Source organism: Streptomyces sp. NPDC012827 (genome assembly GCF_042900905.1).
In the GTDB taxonomy this organism is placed as follows: domain Bacteria; phylum Actinomycetota; class Actinomycetes; order Streptomycetales; family Streptomycetaceae; genus Streptomyces; species Streptomyces gulbargensis.
Map to the genome: position 1 here is coordinate 425,080 of NZ_JBIBBY010000004.1, position 19,398 is coordinate 444,477.

Here is a 19,398-nt window from a genome sequence, read left to right on the forward strand (position 1 = left end):
GCGCCGCCTCGGCCGTGACAAGCGGCCCGCTTCCGGCACACTGGAGGATTGGCCGTCACGGGACGGCCCGCCAGGCCGGAAGGACCCGATCACAGGTGAATGGACCTCTCATCGTCCAGAGCGACAAAACACTGCTCCTGGAGGTCGACCACGAGCTCGCCGAGGCGTGCCGGCGGGCCATCGCGCCCTTCGCCGAGCTGGAGCGGGCGCCCGAGCACATCCACACCTACCGGGTGACGCCGCTCGGGCTGTGGAACGCGCGGGCCGCCGGGCACGACGCCGAGCAGGTGGTGGACGCGCTGGTGGAGTTCTCGCGCTATCCGGTGCCGCACGCGCTGCTCGTGGACATCGCGGAGACCATGGCCCGGTACGGGCGGCTCACGCTCTCCAAGCACCCGGCGCACGGGCTGGTCCTCACCACCACCGACCGGCCGGTCCTGGAGGAGATCCTCCGGTCGAAGAAGGTGCAGCCGCTGGTCGGGGAGCGGATCGACCCGGACACGGTGGTCGTGCACCCCTCGGAGCGGGGGCAGATCAAGCAGACGCTGCTGAAGCTGGGCTGGCCGGCGGAGGACCTCGCCGGGTACGTGGACGGGGAGGCGCACCGGATCGACCTGGCCGAGGACGGCTGGGCCCTGCGGCCGTACCAGCAGCAGGCCGTCGAGGGCTTCTGGCACGGCGGTTCGGGTGTCGTCGTGCTGCCCTGCGGCGCGGGCAAGACGCTCGTGGGGGCGGGCGCGATGGCGAAGGCGAAGGCGACGACGCTGATCCTCGTCACGAACACGGTCTCCGCGCGGCAGTGGAAGAGCGAGCTGGTGCGGCGGACCTCGCTGACGGAGGACGAGATCGGCGAGTACTCGGGGACGCGGAAGGAGATCCGGCCGGTCACCATCGCCACGTACCAGGTCCTCACGACCAGGCGGAAGGGCGTCTATCCGCACCTGGAGCTGTTCGACTCCCGCGACTGGGGGCTGATCGTCTACGACGAGGTGCACCTGTTGCCGGCGCCGGTGTTCAAGTTCACCGCCGACCTCCAGGCGCGGCGGCGACTGGGGCTGACGGCGACGCTGGTCCGGGAGGACGGGCGCGAGTCGGACGTGTTCTCGCTGATCGGGCCCAAGCGGTTCGACGCGCCGTGGAAGGAGATCGAGGCGCAGGGGTACATCGCGCCGGCCGACTGCGTCGAGGTGCGGGTGAACCTGACCGACGCGGAGCGGCTCGCGTACGCGACGGCCGAGGCCGAGGAGAAGTACCGCTTCTGCGCGACGACGGCGACGAAGCGGAAGGTCACCGAGGCGCTGGTGAGGAAGTTCGAGGGGCAGCAGATCCTCGTCATCGGCCAGTACATCGACCAGCTCGACGAGCTGGGCGAGCACCTGGACGCGCCCGTCATCAAGGGCGAGACGTCGAACGCGCAGCGGGAGAAGCTGTTCGACGCGTTCCGTACCGGTGAGATCAGCGTGCTCGTCGTGTCGAAGGTGGCGAACTTCTCCATCGACCTGCCGGAGGCGACGGTCGCGATCCAGGTGTCGGGCACCTTCGGCTCGCGCCAGGAGGAGGCGCAGCGCCTGGGCCGGGTGCTGCGGCCGAAGGCGGACGGGCACCAGGCGCACTTCTATTCGGTGGTGGCGCGGGACACGATCGACCAGGACTTCGCGGCGCACCGGCAGCGGTTCCTGGCGGAGCAGGGGTACGCGTACCGGATCGTGGACGCGGACGAGCTGCTGGGCGGGTAAGGGCGTCGGCGAGCGGGACCGCCTCAGGGGAGCGGCACCGGGCCGCTCCCGGGCGGCGGCCCGGTGCGGAGGCGGGCGGGCGGGGCGGGGTCCGGGTGGGGGCGCGGGCGGGGAAATCAGGTGGCCCGGGCGGCGGCGCCGCAGCTACACTCGCCAGCTTCCCGCCTCCCGCCTCGTGCCCGTGGAGCGCCGCCGTCCGGTCGGAAACCGGCGGCCACTTCGTCGTGTCCGTGTACGTACCGCCCGGAGGCTTCACCGTGTCCGCATCCGACCCGCTCCCCGACCCCCTCGCACGCGAGCGCGCCCACCTGGCGGCGTCCCGCGCCGCCCTGCGCGCCATGCGCGAGGACGTGGAGGCGCTCGACATCAAGGACGTCACGGCGAACTGGGTCAACTCGCTCGTCCTCGGCCGGCAGATCGAGGAGCGGATCAAGGCCCTCGCCGACCTCGCCGGCACCCCGCTGTTCTTCGGCCGCCTCGACTACCTGCACACCGCGCAGGAGGGGCAGCGCTTCTACATCGGGCGGCGGCACGTCCACGACGCCGACGGTGAGCCGATGGTGATCGACTGGCGTGCCCCGGTGTCGCAGCCGTTCTACCGGGCGTCGCGGAAGGATCCGCAGGACGTGGGGCTGCGGCGCCGCTTCGGCTACACGGGCGGCGAGCTCACCGCGTACGAGGACGAACACCTGTCGGACCCGGGTGAGGAGGAGCGGACGAGCCGGCTGCTCCAGGCGGAGATCGAGCGGCCCCGTGTCGGTCCGATGCGGGACATCGTGGCGACGATCCAGCCCGAGCAGGACGAGATCGTCCGTTCCGGACTGTCGGGGACGGTGTGCGTGCAGGGAGGGCCGGGGACCGGTAAGACGGCGGTGGGTCTGCACCGGGTGGCGTATCTGCTGTACGCGCACCGGGAGCGGCTGGCCCGCACGGGCACGCTGGTGATCGGGCCGAACCGGTCCTTCCTCCACTACATCGAGCAGGTGCTGCCCGCGCTCGGTGAGCTGGAGGTGCAGCAGGCGACGGTGGACGACCTGGTGGCGCACGTGGAGGTGCGGGGTACGGACGCGGCGGCGACGGCGGTCGTGAAGGGCGATGCCCGGATGGCGGAGGTGCTGCGGCGGGCGCTCCGCTCGCACGTGTCGATGCCCGGGGAGCCGCTGATGGTGGTGCGCGGTTCGCGGCGCTGGCGGGTTCCGGCGTACGAACTGGAGGAGATGGTCCGGGAGTTGCTGGACCGGGACATCCGGTACGGCGCGGCCCGGGAGGCACTTCCGCAGCGCATCGCCCATGCCGTGCTCGTCCGGATGGAGGAGGCGGGCGAGGCGCCCGACGACCGGGTGCAGAACGCGGTCGCGCGGAACACGGCGGTGAAGGCGGTGGTCAACGCCTGCTGGCCCGCGGTGGATCCGGCGAAGCTGGTGCTGCGGCTGCTGAGCGACGCGGACTTCCTGGCCGAGCACGCGGACGGTCTCCTCGACGAGGAGGAGCAGAAGCTGCTGCTGTGGGAGAAGCCGGCGCGCGGGGTGAGGTCGGCGCGGTGGTCGGCGGCGGACGCGGTGCTGATCGACGAGGCGAAAGACCTGGTGGAGCGGACGCAGTCGCTGGGGCACGTGGTCCTGGACGAGGCGCAGGATTTGTCGCCGATGCAGTACCGGGCGGTGGGGCGGCGGTGCACGACCGGTTCGGCGACGGTCCTCGGCGACCTCGCGCAGGGGACGACGCCGTGGGCGACGGAGAGCTGGGCGCAGGCGCTGGCGCACCTGGGGAAGCCGGAGGCGGTGGTGGAGGAGCTGACCGCCGGTTTCCGTGTGCCGCGTGAGGTGATCGCGTACGCCTCGCGGCTGCTGCCGCACATGTCGCCGGGGCTTGCGCCGGTGGAGTCGGTGCGGGAGAACCCCGGTTCGCTCGCCGTGCGCCGGACGGAGCCGGGCGCTCTGGACGCGGAGGTGGTGGCGGCGTGCCGGGAGGCGCTGGAGCACGAGGGTTCCGTCGGTCTGATCGCGGCGGACGCGCGGATCGCGCCGCTCGCCGAGGCCTTGGCGGCGGCCGGGCTCGCGTCCCTCTCGCCGGGTGAGGAGACCACGGCCGTGTCGCGTCTGACGCTGGTGCCGGCCTCGCTCGCGAAGGGTCTGGAGTACGACTACGTCGTCCTGGACGATCCGGCGGCGGTCGTGGACGGCGAACCGGACGAGCGGACGGGGCTGCGGCGGCTGTACGTGGCACTGACGCGTGCGGTGTCGGGGCTGACGGTGATCCACGCGGCGGAGCTGCCGGAGCAGTTGGGCGGCATCTGATCCCGACCGGCCGGGGCGGGGCCGGAGCAGGCGGGTCGGTGTCTGATCCCGACCGGCCCGGGGCGTAGGCGGTTGGGCGACGTCTCGCACCCGCCGGTCGGGACCGGGGCAGGGATCAGATCCGGCTCAGGTGCTCGCGACGTGGTCGGCGAGGGCCTCCGTGCGGGTGCGGCGGGCGACGGCGGCGAGGACCGGGTTCGTGGTGCGGTAGTGGTTCTCGGTGACGACGCCCCAGCACAGGGCCCAGCCCCGGCCCCGGGCCCAGGTGGCGTCGTCGACCTCCGCCGCCTCGCGGAAGAGGGGGCGGGTCGCGTCGGTGAGGAGCGTCCAGGCGGCCATCATGTCGCAGGCCGGGTCGCCGGTGCCGAGGCCGCCGAAGTCGATCACGGCGTGGAGTCGGCCTGCGCGGGTCAGGAGGTTGCCGGGCAGCAGGTCGGCATGGACCCAGACCGCCTCGCCGTGCCACTGCGGCAGGGTGAGGGTGTGCTCCCAGGCGTCCGTCGCCGCGACGGCGTCGAGGTCCCCGGTGGCGGCGAGGGCCCGGATCGCGCCGGGCATGGCGCCTTCCTCCCACGCGGTGACGGGGCCGCCCCGGAAGGAGGCGGGACCGCCGGTCGCGTCGACGCGGCGCAGGGCGGCGCCGAAGCGGCCGAGGGCGACGGCGGCGTGGGCGAGGTCGGTGACGGGGGCGGTGAAGGCGTCCTGGCCGTCGATCCAGCGGTAGACGGACCACGGCAGGCCGAAGCCCTCGCCGGGGGCGCCGAGCCCGACGGGTTCGGGGACGGCGAGTGGCAGGTGCGGTCCGATCCGGGGCAGCCAGCGCTGCTCCTTCTCCACCTGGCGTACCGCCCAGGCGGCCTTCGGTACCCGTACCACCAGCTCGTCCCCGAGGCGGAACATCGCGTTGTCGGTGCCGGCCGACTCGACCTCGCGCACGTCGAGCGCGGACCACTGCGGGAACTGCGCGGCCACGAGGCGCCGCACGAGCGGGACACCGACGACGGCCTTCTGACTCTGCGTGGGATCGACCATGCGCGGGAGGTTAACGGGGCGGGGCGGGCGGGGACCACGGGTTTTCGCGCCCCGCCGGGGCGGGACCACGGATTTTCGCGCGTGCCCCGCCGGTGCCGGCCCCCTCAGCCGTCCAGGGCCTCGCGCCAGGCGCGGACCGCTTCGGTGGAGACCGGCGCGGTCCAGCCTGCGGGGCGGGCCGCGCCGCCGATGTGGAAGGCGGTGAGTCCGGCGGCGCGGAGGGCGGGGAGGTGGTCGAGGCGGAGGCCGCCGCCGACCAGGATCTGGGGTTCGTAACCCGGTTCGCCGGCGCGGGCGGCCTCGGCGGTGAGGGTGGCGAGGCCGTCGTCGACGCCGCCGGCCGCGCCGGCGGTGAGGTAGGTGTCGAGTCCCGGCAGGTCGGCGAGGCTCTTGCGGAGGGCGTCGCGGTCGGCGGCGCGGTCGATGGCGCGGTGGAAGGTCCAGCGGCAGCCGTCGAGGACGGCGATGAGCCGTTCGACGGCGACCAGGTCGGGTGTGCCGTCCGCCGTGAGGAAGCCGAGGACGAACTCGTCGGCCCCGGCCTCCCGCAGTTCGGCCGCCCGGCGGACGAGGGCGTCCATGTCCCCGGCGGCGAAGCCGTCGCTGAGGCGGAGCATCGCGCGCAGCGGAATGTCGACGGCGGCGCGGATGGCGGCGAAGCGGGCCGGGGACGGGCTGAGGCCGTCCGCCGCGATGTCGGTGACGAGTTCGAGCCGGTCGGCGCCGCCGTTCCGGGCGGCGACCGCGTCCCGCTCGTCGAGGGCGATCACCTCAAGGACTGCACGGTTGCTCATCGAGCCCATTCCTCCACAAAGACGGCGACAGGTCTAGTCCAATGACCAGACTAGCCGTGCGAGTGACCGGGCGCACCGTGCCCGTCACCCCCGGTTCCGGACGGGGTGGGCGCGGGGGCCTCGACGGGAGCCTTCCCGTTCGCGCCCGCCGTCACCGTGAAGGCGGCCGTCCGGACCTTTCCCCCGTGCTGGAAGTCGAGGAAGAGGCGGTACGCGCCCGCGCTGGGCGCCGTCGCCGTGAAGGAGACGTCCGGGCCGGGGCCGCCCTCGTTCGGGTGCACGTGGAGGTAGGCGAGGTCGCCCCGGCGGAGGGCGACGAGGTGACCGTACGCCCCCAGGTACGGCTCCAGGTCGGTGACGGGCTTGCCGCCCTTGGTGACGGTGAGCCGCAGCTCACCGGCCCGGCCGGGGTCGAGAGTGCCGCCCAGGCGGACCTGGTAGCCGTCGACGGTCGCGGTCGGCGCCGCGGCCGGGAGCGGCCGGGGCGCGTAGGCGCCGGGGACGGCGAGGTCGGCGCCGAGGGTGAGCGCCCGGGCGCCGGGGGCGGCCGGCTTGAAGTCGGCGAAGGCCTTGTACCCGCCGGCGGCGGGCAGGTCGACGGTGGTCGTCCAGGTGCCGTCGGGCGCCTTCTCGGGGTGCAGGTGACGGAAGACGGTCAGGTCGCGCGAGGCGACGATGAAGTGCAGTTCCTTGCCGTGCTCGGTGGTGAAGGCGGCGACCTTCCGCCCGGCGGCGTCCTTGACGGCGAACTTCAGGACGCTGCGGCCGGCGGTGGTGGTGGGCGTCTCCAGGGCGAGGGTGTAGCCGCCGTCGGAGACCTGGAGGCCGCCGGGGACGGCGGGCGCGGCGGCGCCGTCACCCTCGCCGTGCCCGGCGTGTCCGTCGGCGCCCGCGCTCGCGCCGGCGTCCGCGTTCGCCGAGGGGGCGGCGGCGTGCTCGCCGTGCCCGGCCTTCGCCGGTTCCGCGACGGGGCCGACGCCCTTGCCGATCCCGTACGCGGTTCCGAAGGTCGCGGCGAGCGCGGTGGCGAAGGCAGTGATCTTCACTCCGGTGTTCATGACTGCTCTCCCGTACTGGGTGGCGGGCGTACCCGTTCGATACACCTCACCATACCCCTGGGGGGTATCAAGTCAAGTCGGGTCAACACTTGCCTCCGATACCGCCCAGGGGTATACATGGACCCACGAACGGATACCCCCCGAGGGTATTCACCGCCGTATGGACGAGGAGAGAGAGCCATGGGCTCCTGCTGCACCCCTGACCACAGCTGCTCCACCAACACCGGCGAGGCCACCACGGCCACCGCCGTCGCCGAGAGCACCGCCACGGTCTACGCCGTCTCCGGCATGACCTGCGGCCACTGCCGTACCGCGATCACCACCTCCGTCGGCGCCCTCGACGGCGTCCTCTCCGTCGACGTGGACATCGCCGGCGGCCTGGTGACCGTGACCACCGGCGGCGCCCCCGACGACGCCGCCATCGCCGCCGCCGTCGACGACGCCGGTTACGAGCTGACCGGCCGCGCCTGACCGGCACCGCCACGACCGACCCGGCCGCCGGGGCCCGGCCGCCGTCCGCCGGGCCCCGGCCCCGCCCCCTCCGGGACGCGCCGCTGAGGCTCACCCGGCCTCAGCAGGAAGAAACGAGGAGCAGGAAATGACCACGACCACTCCGGGCACCGCCCAGGTCGAGCTCGCCATCGGCGGCATGACCTGCGCCTCGTGCGCGGCCCGGATCGAGAAGAAGCTCAACCGCATGGACGGCGTGGAGGCGACCGTCAACTACGCGACGGAGAAGGCGAAGGTCACCTTCGCCGCCGACATCCCGGTCGCCGACCTGATCGCCACCGTCGAGGCCACCGGCTACACCGCCGCCGAGCCCGAGCCGCCGAAGGCCGACACGGCCGGGGGTGACGGCCCCTCCGACGAGGAGAAGGCCGACGAGGAGCTGCGGCCGCTGAAGCAGCGGCTGGTCACCGCGGTCACGCTGGCCGTGCCGGTCATCGCGATGGCCATGGTCCCCGCCCTGCAGATCGAGTACTGGCAGTGGCTGAGCCTCACGCTCGCCGCGCCGGTCGTCACCTACGCCGCCTGGCCCTTCCACCGGGCCGCCTGGACCAACGCCCGGCACGGCGCCGCGACCATGGACACCCTGATCTCGGTCGGCACCACCGCCGCGTTCCTGTGGTCGCTGTGGGCCCTCTTCCTCGGCACCGCCGGCACGCCCGGCATGACGCACCCCTTCGAGTTCACCATCGCCCGCACCGACGGCGCCGGGAACATCTACCTGGAGGCCGCCGCCGGCGTCACCGCCTTCATCCTGGCCGGCCGCTACTTCGAGGCCCGCTCGAAGCGGAAGGCGGGCGCCGCGCTCAAGGCGCTGATGCAGCTGGGCGCGAAGGAGGTCACCGTCCTGCGGGACGGCCGCGAGGTCACCGTACCGACCGCCGAACTCCGGGTCGGGACGCGCTTCCTGGTCCGCCCGGGCGAGAAGATCGCGACCGACGGCACCGTGGTCGAGGGCTCCTCCGCCGTGGACGCCTCCATGCTCACCGGCGAGTCCGTGCCGGTGGAGGTCGGCGTGGGCGACTCCGTCACCGGCGCCACCCTGAACGCCGGCGGCCGCCTCGTCGTCGAGGCCACCCGCGTCGGCGCCGACACCCAGCTCGCCCGGATGGCCAGGCTCGTCGAGGACGCGCAGAACGGCAAGGCCGCCGCCCAGCGGCTCGCCGACAGGATCTCCGCCGTCTTCGTGCCGATCGTCATCGCGCTCGCGCTGGGCACCCTCGGCTTCTGGCTCGGTACGGGACAGGGCCTGACCGCCGCGTTCACCGCCGCCGTCGCCGTGCTGATCATCGCCTGCCCGTGCGCCCTGGGCCTGGCCACCCCGACCGCCCTCATGGTCGGCACCGGCCGCGGCGCACAGCTCGGCATCCTCATCAAGGGCCCCGAGGTCCTGGAGACCACCCGCAAGGTCGACACGATCGTCCTGGACAAGACCGGCACCGTCACCACCGGCCGGATGACCCTCATCAAGGTCCACACCGCCGACGGCGAGGACGAGACCGAGGTCCTGCGTCTCGCGGGCGCCCTGGAGCACTCCTCCGAGCACCCCGTCGCCCAGGCCGTCGCCGCCGGCGCCACCGCGCGGACCGGCACCCTGCCCACCCCCGAGGACTTCGCGAACGTCCCCGGACTCGGCGTGCAGGGCGTCGTGGAGGGCCACGCCGTCCTCGTCGGCCGCGAGAAGCTGCTCGGCGAGTGGGCGATGGAGCTGCCCGCCGGGCTCAAGTCCGCCAAGGACGAGGCCGAGAAGGCCGGAAGGACGGCCGTCGCGGTCGCCTGGGACGGGAAGGCCCGCGCGGTCCTGGAGGTCGCCGACGCGATCAAGGAGACCAGCGCGGAGGCCGTCCGCCGCCTCAGGGCCCTCGGGCTCACCCCGATCCTGCTGACCGGCGACAACAAGGCGGTCGCCGAGTCCGTCGCCGCCGAGGTCGGCATCGGGGAGGTCATCGCCGAGGTCATGCCGCAGGACAAGGTCGACGTGGTCAAGCGCCTCCAGGCGGAGGGCCGTTCGGTCGCGATGGTCGGCGACGGCGTGAACGACGCCGCCGCGCTCGCCCAGGCCGACCTGGGCCTGGCCATGGGCACCGGCACGGACGCCGCCATCGAGGCCGCGGATCTGACCCTCGTACGGGGCGACCTGCGGGCGGCGGCCGACGCCATCCGGCTCTCCCGCCGGACGCTCGGCACCATCCGCTCCAACCTCTTCTGGGCCTTCGCCTACAACGTGGCCGCCCTCCCGCTGGCCGCGGCGGGACTGCTCAACCCCATGATCGCCGGTGCCGCGATGGCCTTCTCCTCGGTCTTCGTCGTCGGCAACAGCCTGCGGCTGCGGGGCTTCCGGGCCGCCGACGCGTGAGGTGACGGACCGGCAGGACGCCGCCGTGGCCGGCTACGGGCAGCGCGAGGAAGACCTCATCGGGCGCCTGCGGCGCATCGCCCGGCTGATCAGAAGCTGACGACCCGAGGGGAGTACGGCGCACCGGGTGGGCGTCACACCATGACGGCCAGCGCCAGCACGGCGATCAGCGCGCTGGACACCAGGCCGGTCAGGAGGCGGGCGCGGGGGGACGACAGGGTGTGGCCCAGCAGCGTGCCGGTGGCGGCGAGGAGGAGCTGCCAGCTCGCCGAGGCGGCGAAGGCCGCCAGGACGAAGGCGCTCGCGCCGGCCGGGCCGCGCGCGGGACCGCCGCCGAGGACGAGCGCGGTGAAGTACAGCACCGTCATCGGGTTGAGGATCGTGATCCCCAGGAAGGTGAGGTACGCCCGCCGGGGCGGGACCGCGGGCGGCGCCTGCGCGGGTCCCGCGCGGTGCGCCCGCACGGCCGTACGGCACGAGAGCGCCGCCAGGGCCAGCAGGACCAGGGCGGAGACCCAGCGCAGCGGGGTCGTCACCGGGGCCAGGACGGGGACGAGGGCGGCGCCGCCGAGAACCGCGACCAGGGCGTAGACCCCGTCGGCGGTGGCGACGCCGAGGGCCGCGCCCACTCCCGTACGCCACGGGCCGCGGGCCGCGACCGCCACCAGGTGGGCGCCGACGGCGCCGACCGGGATCGCGATGCCGTAGCCGGCCAGCAGGCCGGCCACCACCGCGCCCGTCACGCGACGGCGGGGATCGCGCCTCCGGTGCCGGTGGGCCGCTGCTGTCGGCGGTAGGCCGCGCCGTCCTTCGTACGGGCCAGGAAGCCGCCCACCACGAGGTAGCGGCGCAGGGCCGGGAAGTCCTCGTGCACCGAGGTCAGGGCCTCGTTGACCTCGGCCTCACGGTAGGTACGGCCGGCCTCGAAAAGGGTCTCGGCGAGGTGCGCGAGCAGCGCCTCACGGCGGGCGGGCTTGCGCGGGATCGCCTTCAGGCGCCCGTCGGCGGCGAAGAGGTCCGCGACGGGGCGGACGGGATGACTGGTCATGCCCGAAAGCCTGGCGGCCGGGGGGCGGGGGCCGCAAAGGGTTTTCGCGGGGACGGCTTCTCGGCGTTCCAGTCGGGGAAGCTGCACGCGGGCGTACGGCTCCGGGACTCCCCCGACGAGCTGCGCGCCCGCACCCGGTGAGGCGCTTCTCTCAGCCGGTGGCGGGCGTCCACGGGGTGTCCGCCATGAACCGCTTGCGGAACACCGTTCCGGGCCTGGCGAACGCCGCCTCGACCGCCCCGTCCGGGACCCGGTCGCCGACGGCCCGCCGGGGAACCCTGCGGTAACCGCGAGCCCGGAGGAGATCCGCCGCCGATGCCCAGCTCTCGGCGGCCACCGCCACCTCGTCCACCGCGTCGCACGCGTTGCTCGCGTCGACCAGGACCGCGTACGCGATGACGAGACCCCCCACGCGTGTCCTGGCCGTCATGTCTCCCACGTCCACTCCCTCCGGCGCGGGCGGTCCGGTCGACGTGTGCCGGAGCAGCTCGCGCATTCCCGAACTTGAGTGATCCGTAACGGACTTGGTGATCACTCGAACGGGGGGTTCTTCACTCTGCGTGGCCGAATTGGCATATGCGCGCTGTACGTTCTCAGCAAACAGCCCCCGCGTTGGTAGCAGCCATCCGCGGGGGCCTGAATCACGAGTGGACGACTAGGAAGACCACCCATGATCTACCGGCACTTTATCGCGCCCACCCAGGGCTTCACCCTTTTTCAGCACACGCTCATCCGGCATCCGCGTCTCGACTCGCACGCCGCGCGCATCCTGACCTGGCAGCTGTCGCTCCGTCCCGATGAGCGCGAACCGCTGTGGGAGACGGCCAGGCAGGCCAAAATCGGTGCGGGCGCGTTCCTCAAGGCCAAGCGGCAGCTCAAGGACGAGGGGTTTCTGCACGAGAAGCGTGTGCAGGGGCCGGGCGGGAAGTGGGAGACGTACCAGCTCGTCTCCAACGAGCCGTTGACCGCCGCTGAGGCCGCCGAGTTGCTCGCATGGATGTCGTCGCAGGTGGTGCCGAGTGACGGCGGTCCGGCCGTCGGTGAGCGGACCCGTCGGGCGGCCGACGGTCTTCCAAAGAAAAAACCGGAAGAAGACTCCTCCTCCTTCCGGCCGCCACCCCAGGCGCCGGAGCCTGGACCGGCGCGGGAGCCCGAACCGGCGCGGGAGCCCGAACCGGCGCGGGAGCCCGAACCGGCGCGGGAGCCCGAACCGGCGCCGCAACCTGAACCGGCACCCGAGCCCGCACCGGAGCCCGTCCCGGGTCGTGAGGTGCCGCCCCCGCCGCTCGACCCCGTCGCCGAGGAAGCGCGGACGCTCGTCGGGGATCTGCCGCTGCTGTCGCCCGCGCTGCGGTTCGTACCGGCCGGGATGCGGGCGGAGTTGACGCGGCTGGCGGCGCGCTGGCTGGTCGCCGGGCACACCTCCGCCGACGTACGCGAACACGTCCGGCGCTGCCTGCCACGCGACGGGACACCCGTGTACCGGCCCGGCGGCTTCCTGCGCTACCTCCTGCGGGAGGTGCCGCCACCACCCCCGCCCCCCGAAGCACCGGACGCGCAGGACCCGCAGGACCCGCAGGACCGGCCCCGTCTGTCGGCGCGGCTCGCGGGCGCGCGGGAGTGCGAAGGGGAGCACATCCAGCCCATGCTGTTCCGGCCGGTCGGGGACGAACGGCTGTGCCGGGCCTGCACCGAATCCGGAGCCGGCACCGGAACCAGAGCCAGGGCCGGGACCGAAACCCGGACCGGGACCAGAGCCAGGACCGGACCTGAAACCCGGACCGGAGCCGGAGCCCGGACCGGGCCATGGCGTGCCGTCCTCGCCGGAGTTCCCTAGCGTGTCGCGGTCAGCTCGCACCTCCCGTCCGCGCACGAGCGGCGCAGGCGGCCCGCCGAGACCGTCTCCGCCAGGCCCATGACCCAGCACATCGGGCAGCCGCGCAGCGCGACCAGCCCGACCGGGACGAGGAGCAGGCCGAGCGGGCCGAGGGTGGGCAGCAGGGCGAGGGCCCCGGCGAGGGCGCCGAAGCCGAGCGCTCCCCGGGCCAGATGCCGTGGCACGGTGGCGCTGGCGAAACGCCGTGGTGCGGGGCCGTGCTTCGTGATCATCGGTTCCCCTCCTCGCTCAGTGCCTCCCGGACGGCCGAACGCGCCCGGTGCAGACGGGACTTCATGGCGGCGGTGCTCAGGCCGAGACGGTCGGCGACCGTGCGGCCGGGGAGGCCCTGGATGTCGCGCATGACGAGAACCTGCCGCTGGTCGGCGGGGAGGGCCGCGACGGCGGCGGCGACCCGCTCGGCCTCCAGGCGCAGCAGGGTGTCCTCCTCGGCGGACCGGGCCGTTCCGCCGGGGGCGGTTTCGCCCGGTGCGGGTACGGCACCCGGTCCCCGGTGGAGCAGGGCCCGGGTGCGGCGCAGGCATTCGTTGCGCACGATCCGGAACATCCAGGAGGCGAGCGCCCCGGAGGCACGCAGCATGCCGATCTTCCGGTAGAGGATGATCACCGCCTCCTGGGCGGCGTCCTCGGCGTCCTGCGGGGTCGCGCACAGGCTGTGCGCGAACCGCCGCACGTGCGGATAGGAGCCGTACACGAGCGCGGTGAGCGCCTCCACGTCACCGCGCTGCGCCGCCGTGACGAGGCCGGCGCCGGGCCAGCCGTGGTCAGCCACGGTGACGCCGACGGCGGCGCAGGGTGACGGCGCACGCGCACACGAGCAGCGCGGCGGCCGCGACGGCGATCACGACGGTGGTGGTCATGGGGTCCTCCCGGTGGGCTGGGGAGCGGACGCGGTCGTCCGCACGCCTATGAGAGGCGTGCCGCAGGGGAAAGGATTCACCCCGTTCCCCGGCCCGGACAGGCGCGACCGCCCCGCCGGGTACGGAACAGGGGCCGCCCGGCATCCGTGGGGACGGACGTCGGGCGGCCCCTGGGCCACGTGGTGGCGCGCACCCGGTGCGTCACACGCCGGCCTTCTCGGCCCGCGGGGCGGGGGCGGCCCCGGCCGCGGCGGCCTTGTCCCCCTTCATGACGAGGAGGGTGAGCACACCGCCCACGGCCGCGATGATCGCCGCGCCGGTGAAGGCGGCGGAGAAGCCCTCGGTCAGGCGGGGCAGGTTGCCGAGCCGGTCGGCGCCCTGCGCCATGGCGACGGCGGTGAGCGCGGCGAGGCCGAGCGCGGAGCCGGCGTTGTACGTGGTGTTGACGATGCCGGAGGCGAGGCCGGCCTGCTCCTGCGGGGCGCCGGACATGGCCGCGATCATCGCCGGGATGTAGGCGAGGGACATGCCGAGCGCGGCGACCAGCGAGGCCGGCAGGACGTCGACGAGGAAGGTGCCGGTCGGCTCGACGGCGGCGAGCCAGACGAGACCGGCCGCGAGGAGCAGCAGGCCCACGCCGATGAGCGGCTTGGCGCCGACCTTCGTCATGAGCCGGGAGGTGAGGGCCGTCATGAAGATCATCAGGAGGACGGTCATCGGGAGCAGCGCGGCGCCGGAGGCGAAGGCCCCGTAGCCGAGGACCTGCTGGAGGTACAGGTTGAGGAAGTACCACATCGGGATCCATGCGGCGCCGAGCAGCGTCATGGCCAGGTTGGCGGAGCCGAGGCGCGGGACCCGCCAGACGCCGAGCGGCATGAGGGGCTCGCGGACGGACTTCTGGATCACGAGGAAGAGGATCAGCAGGACGGCGGCGGCGGCCAGTTCCAGGATGGTGGCGGTGGCGCCCCAGCCGACCTCGGGGGCCCGGACGACGGCGAGGACGGCGAGCGCGAGACCGGCGGTGACGGCGACCGCGCCGAGGACGTCGACGGAGCCGCGGCGGGACGCGACGTTCGGGAGGAGCTTGGTGGCGGCGAGGGTCGCGAGGCCGATCGGGATGTAGATGACGAAGACCCACTGCCAGGCGGCCCACTCGGTGAAGACGCCGCCGAGGAAGACGCCGGCGGTGCCACCGGCGGGGGCCGCGGCGCCGTAGAGCGCCATCGCCTTGCCGAGCTCCTTCGGGTCGTGCGTGAACAGCATCATCAGCAGGGTCATCGCGGAGGGCGCGATGAGCGCGCCGCCGACGCCCTGGACGGCTCGGCCGAGGATCTCGACCCAGGCGGTCTGCGCGGCCGCGGCGAGGACCGAGCCGACGATCATGACCGCCCAGCCGGAGACGAAGATCCTGCGGGCTCCGACGAGGTCGGAGAGGCGTCCGCCGAGGAGCAGCAGACCGCCGAAGACGATGACGTAGGCGTTGAAGACCCACTGGAGCTCGCCCTGCGTGAAGCCGAGGTCCTTCTGCATCGCGGGGAGCGCGACCCCGATGATCGAGGTGTCCATGATGACCATGAACTGGGCGGCGGCGAGCACGAGGAGTGCCCACCAGCGCCGGGGATTGACGGTTTCGGCTGACATCGTCCTGACCCTTCACTCGCTGCCCTATACCCCCGGGGGGTACCTTCGCGCAGCACCGTAACATACCCATGGGGGGTATGCGAGAGAGGGAGGGAGAACCGTCGGCGGTGAGGGGAAAGCCCGGTTCCGGAGGTCGCGCCGGTCCCGGAGGAACGCCCCCCGGAAGGGGCGGGCGGCGCCGCGCCCCGGCCACCGGCCCGGCAGAATGCCCCGCATGACCGCAGACCAGGATCCCCAGCTGCTCCGGCGCTGGACCGCCACCCTGCTCGCCGCCCGGGCCGGCCGCGAGGGCCCGGACCCCGTCCCGTACGGCCGGAACCTGCTGGCCCGCTGGTCGGAACCGCAGCGCCGCTACCACACGGTCGACCACCTCCGGGCGGTCCTCGACCGCATCGACGAACTGGCCGACCAGGGCGGGGAACTCGAACTCGTCCGGCTCGCCGCCTGGTTCCACGACGCCGTCTACCGCCCCGACCGCTCCGAGAACGAGGAGCGCTCCGCCGCGCTCGCCGAGAAGGCCCTGACCGAGGCCGGCCTCACGGCCCGCGAGGTCACGGAGGTGGCTCGCCTCGTCCGCCTCACCGTCACCCACGACCCGGCGCCCGGCGACCTCAACGGCGAGACGCTCTGCGACGCGGACCTCGCGGTCCTGGCGGGCGACCCCGATACGTACGGGGGGTATGCGGCGGCGGTCCGCGAGGAGTACGGCTTCGTCCCCGACGACGCCTTCCGCACCGGCCGCGCCGCCGTCCTCCGGCAGCTCCTCGCCCTCCCCCGCCTCTTCCGTACGCCGTACGGGGCGGCGGCCTGGGAGGAGCGGGCCCGGGAGAACCTGGAACGGGAACTGGCGGAGCTGGAGGGCGGCCCGGGCGCGGGCTGAGCGGAGAAGGACCGGGGGTGGACCGCTCCGTCTCGTATCGCGAGACCCCGCCCCTCGCGGGAATGACAGGCACAAACGGCCCGTTGACCCATGTCATGCCGTCTTCGTCAGCCGAGCCCACGACCACGCCCGACCCCGAACCCGAGAACGACCCCGTACCCGGGAACGACCCCGCGACCGCCTCCGGGAAGTCGTCCGTCACCGCGGCCGCGCCGCCGGCCGGGAAGGACTCCGGCCGGATGCCGCTCGCCGTCTACATCCTCGGACTCTCCGTCTTCGCCCTCGGTACGAGCGAATTCATGCTCTCCGGTCTCCTCCCGCCCATCGCGGAGGACATGAACGTCTCGATCCCCCGCGCCGGCCTGCTCATATCGGCCTTCGCCATCGGCATGGTCGTCGGCGCCCCGCTGCTGGCCGCCGCCACCCTGCGGCTCCCCCGGAAGACGACCCTGGTCGCCCTCATCACGGTCTTCGGCCTCGGCCAGGTCGCGGGCGCCCTCGCCCCGAACTACGGGGTCCTCTTCGCGTCCCGGGTCGTGAGCGCCCTCGCCTGCGCCGGTTTCTGGGCCGTCGGTGCCGCCGTCGCCATCGCCATGGTGCCGGCGAACGCCCGTGCCCGCGCCATGGCCGTGATGATCGGCGGCCTGTCGATCGCCAACGTCCTCGGTGTCCCCGCCGGCGCCTTCCTCGGCGAGCACCTCGGCTGGCGCTCCGCGTTCTGGGCGGTCGGCGCGGCCTCCGCCGTCGCCCTCGTCGGCGTCCTCACCCGCATCCCGCACATCCCGGTGCCGAAGACCGCGCCCCGGCTCAGGCGGGAACTGGTCATCTACCGCGACCGCCAGGTGCTGCTCTCCATCGTCGTCACGGCGCTCGCCGCCGGCGGTGTCTTCTGCGCCTTCTCCTACCTGGCCCCGCTGCTCACCGACGTCTCCGGCCTCGACGACAGCTGGGTCTCCGCCGTCCTCGGCCTGTTCGGCATCGGCGCCCTGGTCGGCACGACGATCGGCGGCCGGGTCGCCGACGCCCACCTCTTCGGAGTGCTCCTCAGCGGCATCACCGCCTCCACCGTCTTCCTGGCGGCGCTGGCCGTCTTCGCCTCCAGCCCGGTCGTGACGGTGCTGCTCGCCTTCCTCCTGGGCGTCTCCGCGTTCTACACCGCCCCCGCGCTCAACGCCCGCATGTTCAACCTGGCCGGCGCCGCGCCCACCCTCGCCGGCGCCACCACCACCGCCGCCTTCAACCTCGGCAACACCGGCGGACCCTGGCTCGGCGGCACCGTCATCGACGCGGGCCTCGGCTTCGCCGCCCCCGCCTGGGCCGGCGCCGCCATGACCGTCCTCGCGCTCGCGGCGGTCGCGGTCTCGCTGCGCCTCCACTCGGCGTCCCGCTCCCGCGTGGTCACCGGCGCCCAGGACCGCGAGACCACCCCCCTGCCCACGCCGGACGGCGCCCTGCGCTGACCGCCGCGCTTCCTGGCGTACGGGGGCGGGCCGCTGCCGGTCAGGCGGGCGGGCGGCCCTTCGGGCGGCGCAGGCCCGCCTCCGTGAGGCGGCGCAGCAGTTCCTTCGACCCGACCTCGACGGCGCCGCCCGCCACCGCGTCCGCGTACCGGTCCGAGGGGATGTCGTAGTGGTCGCGCTCGAAGGCGCGCGGCGGGGCGCCGATCCGGGCGGCGAAGGCGTGCAGCTCCTCGAAGGAGACGTCACTGATGAGGTGCGACCACATGCGGCCGTGGCCCGGCCAGGTGGGCGGGTCGATGTAGAGGGTCATACGCCCGCCCCCGCCCGCGCGGTCCGGCCCCGGCGCCCGACGGCGGGGGCCCGTGGCGTCCCGGTCGGCGGCGCGGTCACGTGAGCCCGCCCACCGGTGCCACCACCACGCCCTGCTTGCCGCACACCCAGTGCGGGTCGGGGCCGAGCTCCGGTTCCACGTCCAGGGCGTGCGGGTCGCCCGAGGCGCAGACCGGGCAGATGGGCCAGCGCCCGTACCGTTCGAGCAGGGCGTCCTGCACGTCCTGGGCGACGAGCCCGGCGACGTACGACACGCCCTCGGGCCACTGCTCGACCCACCAGCGCCGGTGCGTCACCGACTCCTCCACCATCGACACGACCTCGGCGGCGGCCACCTCCCGGGCGGCGAGGTCGGCCAGCACCAGCGCGCGAGCGGCGTGCAGCGCCTGCTCCACGGGGTCGATCTCGTTCATGCGTTCATTGTGACCCGCGCGGCGGCCGAGCGGCGAGAAGACCGGGGTCGGGGCAGGGACGGACCAGGGTCGGGGCCCGGGTCGGACCAGGGTTCTCTCCGGGTCGGAGGGTCTTGTCGCCCGCCGGGACCGAAAGTAGCTTTCATATGTGACCCAAGACGTGAAGGAAAGTTTCACCAGCGGCGCGCCGCCGGCCCCCGCCGCCCTCGCGGCCAAGGTCCGGACCCTCGCCCCGTCCATGACCCGCTCCATGCAGCGGGTCGCCGAAGCCGTCGCCGGCGACCCGGCGGGCTGCGCCGCGCTCACGGTCACCGGCCTCGCCGAACTCACCGGCACCAGCGAGGCGACCGTCGTCCGCACCGCCCGCCTCCTCGGCTACCCCGGCTACCGCGACCTGCGCCTCGCCCTGGCGGGCCTCGCCGCCCAGCAGCAGTCGGGCCGCGCGCCGTCCGTCACCGCCGACATAGCGGTCGACGACCCGGTCGCCGACGTCGTCGCCAAACTCGCCTACGACGAACAGCAGACCCTCGCCGACACCGCCGCCGCACTCGACACCGTGCAGCTCGGCGCCGTCGTCGCCGCCCTCGCCACCGCCCGCCGCATCGACATCTACGGCATCGGCGCCTCCGGTCTCGTCGCGCAGGACCTCGGCCAGAAACTGCTGCGCATCGGCCTGATCGCGCACGCCCCCGGCGACCCGCACCTCGCCGTCACCAACGCCGTCCAGCTGCGCTCCGGTGACGTCGCCATCGCCATCACCCACTCCGGCTCCACCGGCGACGTCATAGAACCGCTCCGGGTCGCCTTCGACCACGGCGCCACCACCGTCGCCGTCACCGGCCGCCCGGACGGCCCCGTCACCCAGTACGCGGACCACGTCCTCACCACCTCCACCGCCCGCGAGAGCGAACTGCGGCCCGCCGCCATGTCCTCGCGCACCAGCCAACTCCTGGTCGTGGACTGCCTGTTCACCTGCGTCACGCAGCGCACGTACGAGACGGCCGCGCCCGCCCTCGCCGCCTCCTACGAGGCCCTCGCCCACCGCCACTCGCCCCGCAGCCGCTGAACCACCAGGAAAGAGCCGCCGCC

General features: G+C 73.9%; 19 protein-coding genes. 8 read left to right on the forward strand and 11 right to left on the reverse strand.

Translation table 11 applies throughout. From position 1 onward, the window contains the following. Positions 1-95: 95 nt before the first annotated feature. Together ACFY60_RS11400 and ACFY60_RS11405 are read left to right on the forward strand one after the other, a co-directional pair. Positions 96-1,736: a DNA repair helicase XPB gene (locus ACFY60_RS11400; protein ID WP_388610465.1), complete on the forward strand. Its 1,641-nt coding sequence runs from the start codon at positions 96-98 to the stop codon at positions 1,734-1,736. A gap of 338 nt (positions 1,737-2,074) precedes the next feature. Further along, on the forward strand, positions 2,075-4,033 hold the full coding sequence (locus ACFY60_RS11405) for a HelD family protein (protein ID WP_388611022.1): 1,959 nt from the start codon (positions 2,075-2,077) through the stop codon (positions 4,031-4,033). Positions 4,034-4,159: 126 nt separating this feature from the next. Here ACFY60_RS11405 and ACFY60_RS11410 read toward each other — a convergent pair whose 3' ends face one another. The 3 genes from ACFY60_RS11410 to ACFY60_RS11420 all read right to left on the reverse strand — a co-directional run bounded on the left by ACFY60_RS11410 (position 4,160) and on the right by ACFY60_RS11420 (position 6,917). Then, positions 4,160-5,065, reverse strand: coding sequence for an aminoglycoside phosphotransferase family protein (locus ACFY60_RS11410; RefSeq protein ID WP_388610464.1), 906 nt, complete (start codon positions 5,063-5,065; stop codon positions 4,160-4,162). A gap of 104 nt (positions 5,066-5,169) precedes the next feature. Then, positions 5,170-5,859: a copper homeostasis protein CutC gene (locus ACFY60_RS11415; protein WP_388610463.1), complete on the reverse strand. Its 690-nt coding sequence runs from the start codon at positions 5,857-5,859 to the stop codon at positions 5,170-5,172. Between the two features lie 50 nt (positions 5,860-5,909). Then, positions 5,910-6,917: a hypothetical protein gene (locus tag ACFY60_RS11420; RefSeq protein WP_388610461.1), complete on the reverse strand. Its 1,008-nt coding sequence runs from the start codon at positions 6,915-6,917 to the stop codon at positions 5,910-5,912. 180 nt (positions 6,918-7,097) lie between these two features. Here ACFY60_RS11420 and ACFY60_RS11425 point away from each other — a divergent pair, with 180 nt between their 5' ends. Together ACFY60_RS11425 and ACFY60_RS11430 are read left to right on the forward strand one after the other, a co-directional pair. After that, positions 7,098-7,388, forward strand: coding sequence for a cation transporter (locus ACFY60_RS11425; protein ID WP_388610459.1), 291 nt, complete (start codon positions 7,098-7,100; stop codon positions 7,386-7,388). A 127-nt stretch (positions 7,389-7,515) separates the two neighbouring features. Then, positions 7,516-9,780 carry a heavy metal translocating P-type ATPase gene (locus tag ACFY60_RS11430; protein WP_388610457.1) on the forward strand — a complete coding sequence of 755 codons (2,265 nt, stop codon included), beginning with the start codon at positions 7,516-7,518 and terminating at the stop codon, positions 9,778-9,780. A 134-nt stretch (positions 9,781-9,914) separates the two neighbouring features. Here the strand turns inward: ACFY60_RS11430 and ACFY60_RS11435 are convergent, their stop codons facing one another. The 3 genes from ACFY60_RS11435 to ACFY60_RS11445 all read right to left on the reverse strand — a co-directional run bounded on the left by ACFY60_RS11435 (position 9,915) and on the right by ACFY60_RS11445 (position 11,324). Beyond that, a complete protein-coding gene (locus ACFY60_RS11435; protein ID WP_388610455.1) occupies positions 9,915-10,523 on the reverse strand; it encodes a LysE family transporter in 609 nt (202 codons plus the stop codon). Further along, positions 10,520-10,828, reverse strand: a complete 309-nt coding sequence (locus ACFY60_RS11440) for a DUF2087 domain-containing protein (RefSeq protein ID WP_309052153.1) — start codon at positions 10,826-10,828, stop codon at positions 10,520-10,522. The genes ACFY60_RS11435 and ACFY60_RS11440 overlap by 4 nt, the downstream gene beginning before the upstream one ends. 151 nt (positions 10,829-10,979) lie before the next feature. Beyond that, positions 10,980-11,324, reverse strand: a complete 345-nt coding sequence (locus tag ACFY60_RS11445) for a hypothetical protein (protein ID WP_388610452.1) — start codon at positions 11,322-11,324, stop codon at positions 10,980-10,982. Between the two features lie 174 nt (positions 11,325-11,498). On the opposite strand from ACFY60_RS11445, the gene ACFY60_RS11450 reads away from it, so the two are divergent. Then, positions 11,499-12,665, forward strand: a complete 1,167-nt coding sequence (locus ACFY60_RS11450) for a hypothetical protein (protein ID WP_388610450.1) — start codon at positions 11,499-11,501, stop codon at positions 12,663-12,665. Here ACFY60_RS11450 and ACFY60_RS11455 read toward each other — a convergent pair. From ACFY60_RS11455 to ACFY60_RS11465, 3 genes are all read right to left on the reverse strand, one after another. Next, the gene (locus tag ACFY60_RS11455) at positions 12,662-12,937 is read right to left on the reverse strand and encodes a hypothetical protein (protein ID WP_388610447.1); all 276 of its coding nucleotides are present in this window, start codon (positions 12,935-12,937) and stop codon (positions 12,662-12,664) included. The two genes, ACFY60_RS11450 and ACFY60_RS11455, sit on opposite strands and share 4 nt — an antisense overlap. After that, positions 12,934-13,497 (reverse strand): RNA polymerase sigma factor, encoded by a 564-nt coding sequence (locus ACFY60_RS11460; RefSeq protein WP_388610446.1) that lies wholly within the window; start codon positions 13,495-13,497, stop codon positions 12,934-12,936. The genes ACFY60_RS11455 and ACFY60_RS11460 overlap by 4 nt, the downstream gene beginning before the upstream one ends. Before the next feature lie 289 nt (positions 13,498-13,786). Further along, entirely contained in the window at positions 13,787-15,226 is a 1,440-nt protein-coding gene (locus tag ACFY60_RS11465) for an MFS transporter (RefSeq protein ID WP_388610444.1), read from the reverse strand. 214 nt (positions 15,227-15,440) lie between these two features. On the opposite strand from ACFY60_RS11465, the gene ACFY60_RS11470 reads away from it, so the two are divergent. After that, positions 15,441-16,106 (forward strand): hypothetical protein, encoded by a 666-nt coding sequence (locus ACFY60_RS11470; RefSeq protein ID WP_388610442.1) that lies wholly within the window; start codon positions 15,441-15,443, stop codon positions 16,104-16,106. Positions 16,107-16,345: 239 nt separating this feature from the next. Beyond that, positions 16,346-17,566, forward strand: a complete 1,221-nt coding sequence (locus ACFY60_RS11475) for a Cmx/CmrA family chloramphenicol efflux MFS transporter (protein ID WP_388611020.1) — start codon at positions 16,346-16,348, stop codon at positions 17,564-17,566. Between the two features lie 40 nt (positions 17,567-17,606). Here ACFY60_RS11475 and ACFY60_RS11480 read toward each other — a convergent pair whose 3' ends face one another. Then, on the reverse strand, positions 17,607-17,876 hold the full coding sequence (locus ACFY60_RS11480) for a DUF4031 domain-containing protein (RefSeq protein WP_388610439.1): 270 nt from the start codon (positions 17,874-17,876) through the stop codon (positions 17,607-17,609). Positions 17,877-17,952: 76 nt separating this feature from the next. Beyond that, complete coding sequence (locus tag ACFY60_RS11485; protein WP_309053364.1) at positions 17,953-18,309, reverse strand: hypothetical protein; 357 nt, start codon at positions 18,307-18,309, stop codon at positions 17,953-17,955. Positions 18,310-18,457: 148 nt separating this feature from the next. Here ACFY60_RS11485 and ACFY60_RS11490 point away from each other — a divergent pair, with 148 nt between their 5' ends. After that, positions 18,458-19,375, forward strand: coding sequence for a MurR/RpiR family transcriptional regulator (locus ACFY60_RS11490; protein WP_388610437.1), 918 nt, complete (start codon positions 18,458-18,460; stop codon positions 19,373-19,375). The last annotated feature ends 23 nt before the right edge of the window (positions 19,376-19,398 follow it).

Excerpts from the sequence above, each read along its gene's own strand:
- ACFY60_RS11455 (WP_388610447.1), bottom strand. The coding sequence starts at position 12,937 with ATGATCACGAAGCACGGCCCCGCACCACGGCGTTTCGCCAGCGCCACC.
- ACFY60_RS11485 (WP_309053364.1), bottom strand. The coding sequence starts at position 18,309 with ATGAACGAGATCGACCCCGTGGAGCAGGCGCTGCACGCCGCTCGCGCG.
- ACFY60_RS11450 (WP_388610450.1), top strand. The coding sequence starts at position 11,499 with ATGATCTACCGGCACTTTATCGCGCCCACCCAGGGCTTCACCCTTTTT.
- ACFY60_RS11420 (WP_388610461.1), bottom strand. The coding sequence starts at position 6,917 with ATGAACACCGGAGTGAAGATCACTGCCTTCGCCACCGCGCTCGCCGCG.
- ACFY60_RS11405 (WP_388611022.1), top strand. The coding sequence starts at position 2,075 with ATGCGCGAGGACGTGGAGGCGCTCGACATCAAGGACGTCACGGCGAAC.
- ACFY60_RS11440 (WP_309052153.1), bottom strand. The coding sequence starts at position 10,828 with ATGACCAGTCATCCCGTCCGCCCCGTCGCGGACCTCTTCGCCGCCGAC.
- ACFY60_RS11430 (WP_388610457.1), top strand. The coding sequence starts at position 7,516 with ATGACCACGACCACTCCGGGCACCGCCCAGGTCGAGCTCGCCATCGGC.
- ACFY60_RS11480 (WP_388610439.1), bottom strand. The coding sequence starts at position 17,876 with ATGACCCTCTACATCGACCCGCCCACCTGGCCGGGCCACGGCCGCATG.
- ACFY60_RS11410 (WP_388610464.1), bottom strand. The coding sequence starts at position 5,065 with ATGGTCGATCCCACGCAGAGTCAGAAGGCCGTCGTCGGTGTCCCGCTC.
- ACFY60_RS11425 (WP_388610459.1), top strand. The coding sequence starts at position 7,098 with ATGGGCTCCTGCTGCACCCCTGACCACAGCTGCTCCACCAACACCGGC.
- ACFY60_RS11415 (WP_388610463.1), bottom strand. The coding sequence starts at position 5,859 with ATGAGCAACCGTGCAGTCCTTGAGGTGATCGCCCTCGACGAGCGGGAC.
- ACFY60_RS11445 (WP_388610452.1), bottom strand. The coding sequence starts at position 11,324 with ATGCGCGAGCTGCTCCGGCACACGTCGACCGGACCGCCCGCGCCGGAG.
- ACFY60_RS11465 (WP_388610444.1), bottom strand. The coding sequence starts at position 15,226 with ATGTCAGCCGAAACCGTCAATCCCCGGCGCTGGTGGGCACTCCTCGTG.
- ACFY60_RS11470 (WP_388610442.1), top strand. The coding sequence starts at position 15,441 with ATGACCGCAGACCAGGATCCCCAGCTGCTCCGGCGCTGGACCGCCACC.
- ACFY60_RS11475 (WP_388611020.1), top strand. The coding sequence starts at position 16,346 with ATGCCGCTCGCCGTCTACATCCTCGGACTCTCCGTCTTCGCCCTCGGT.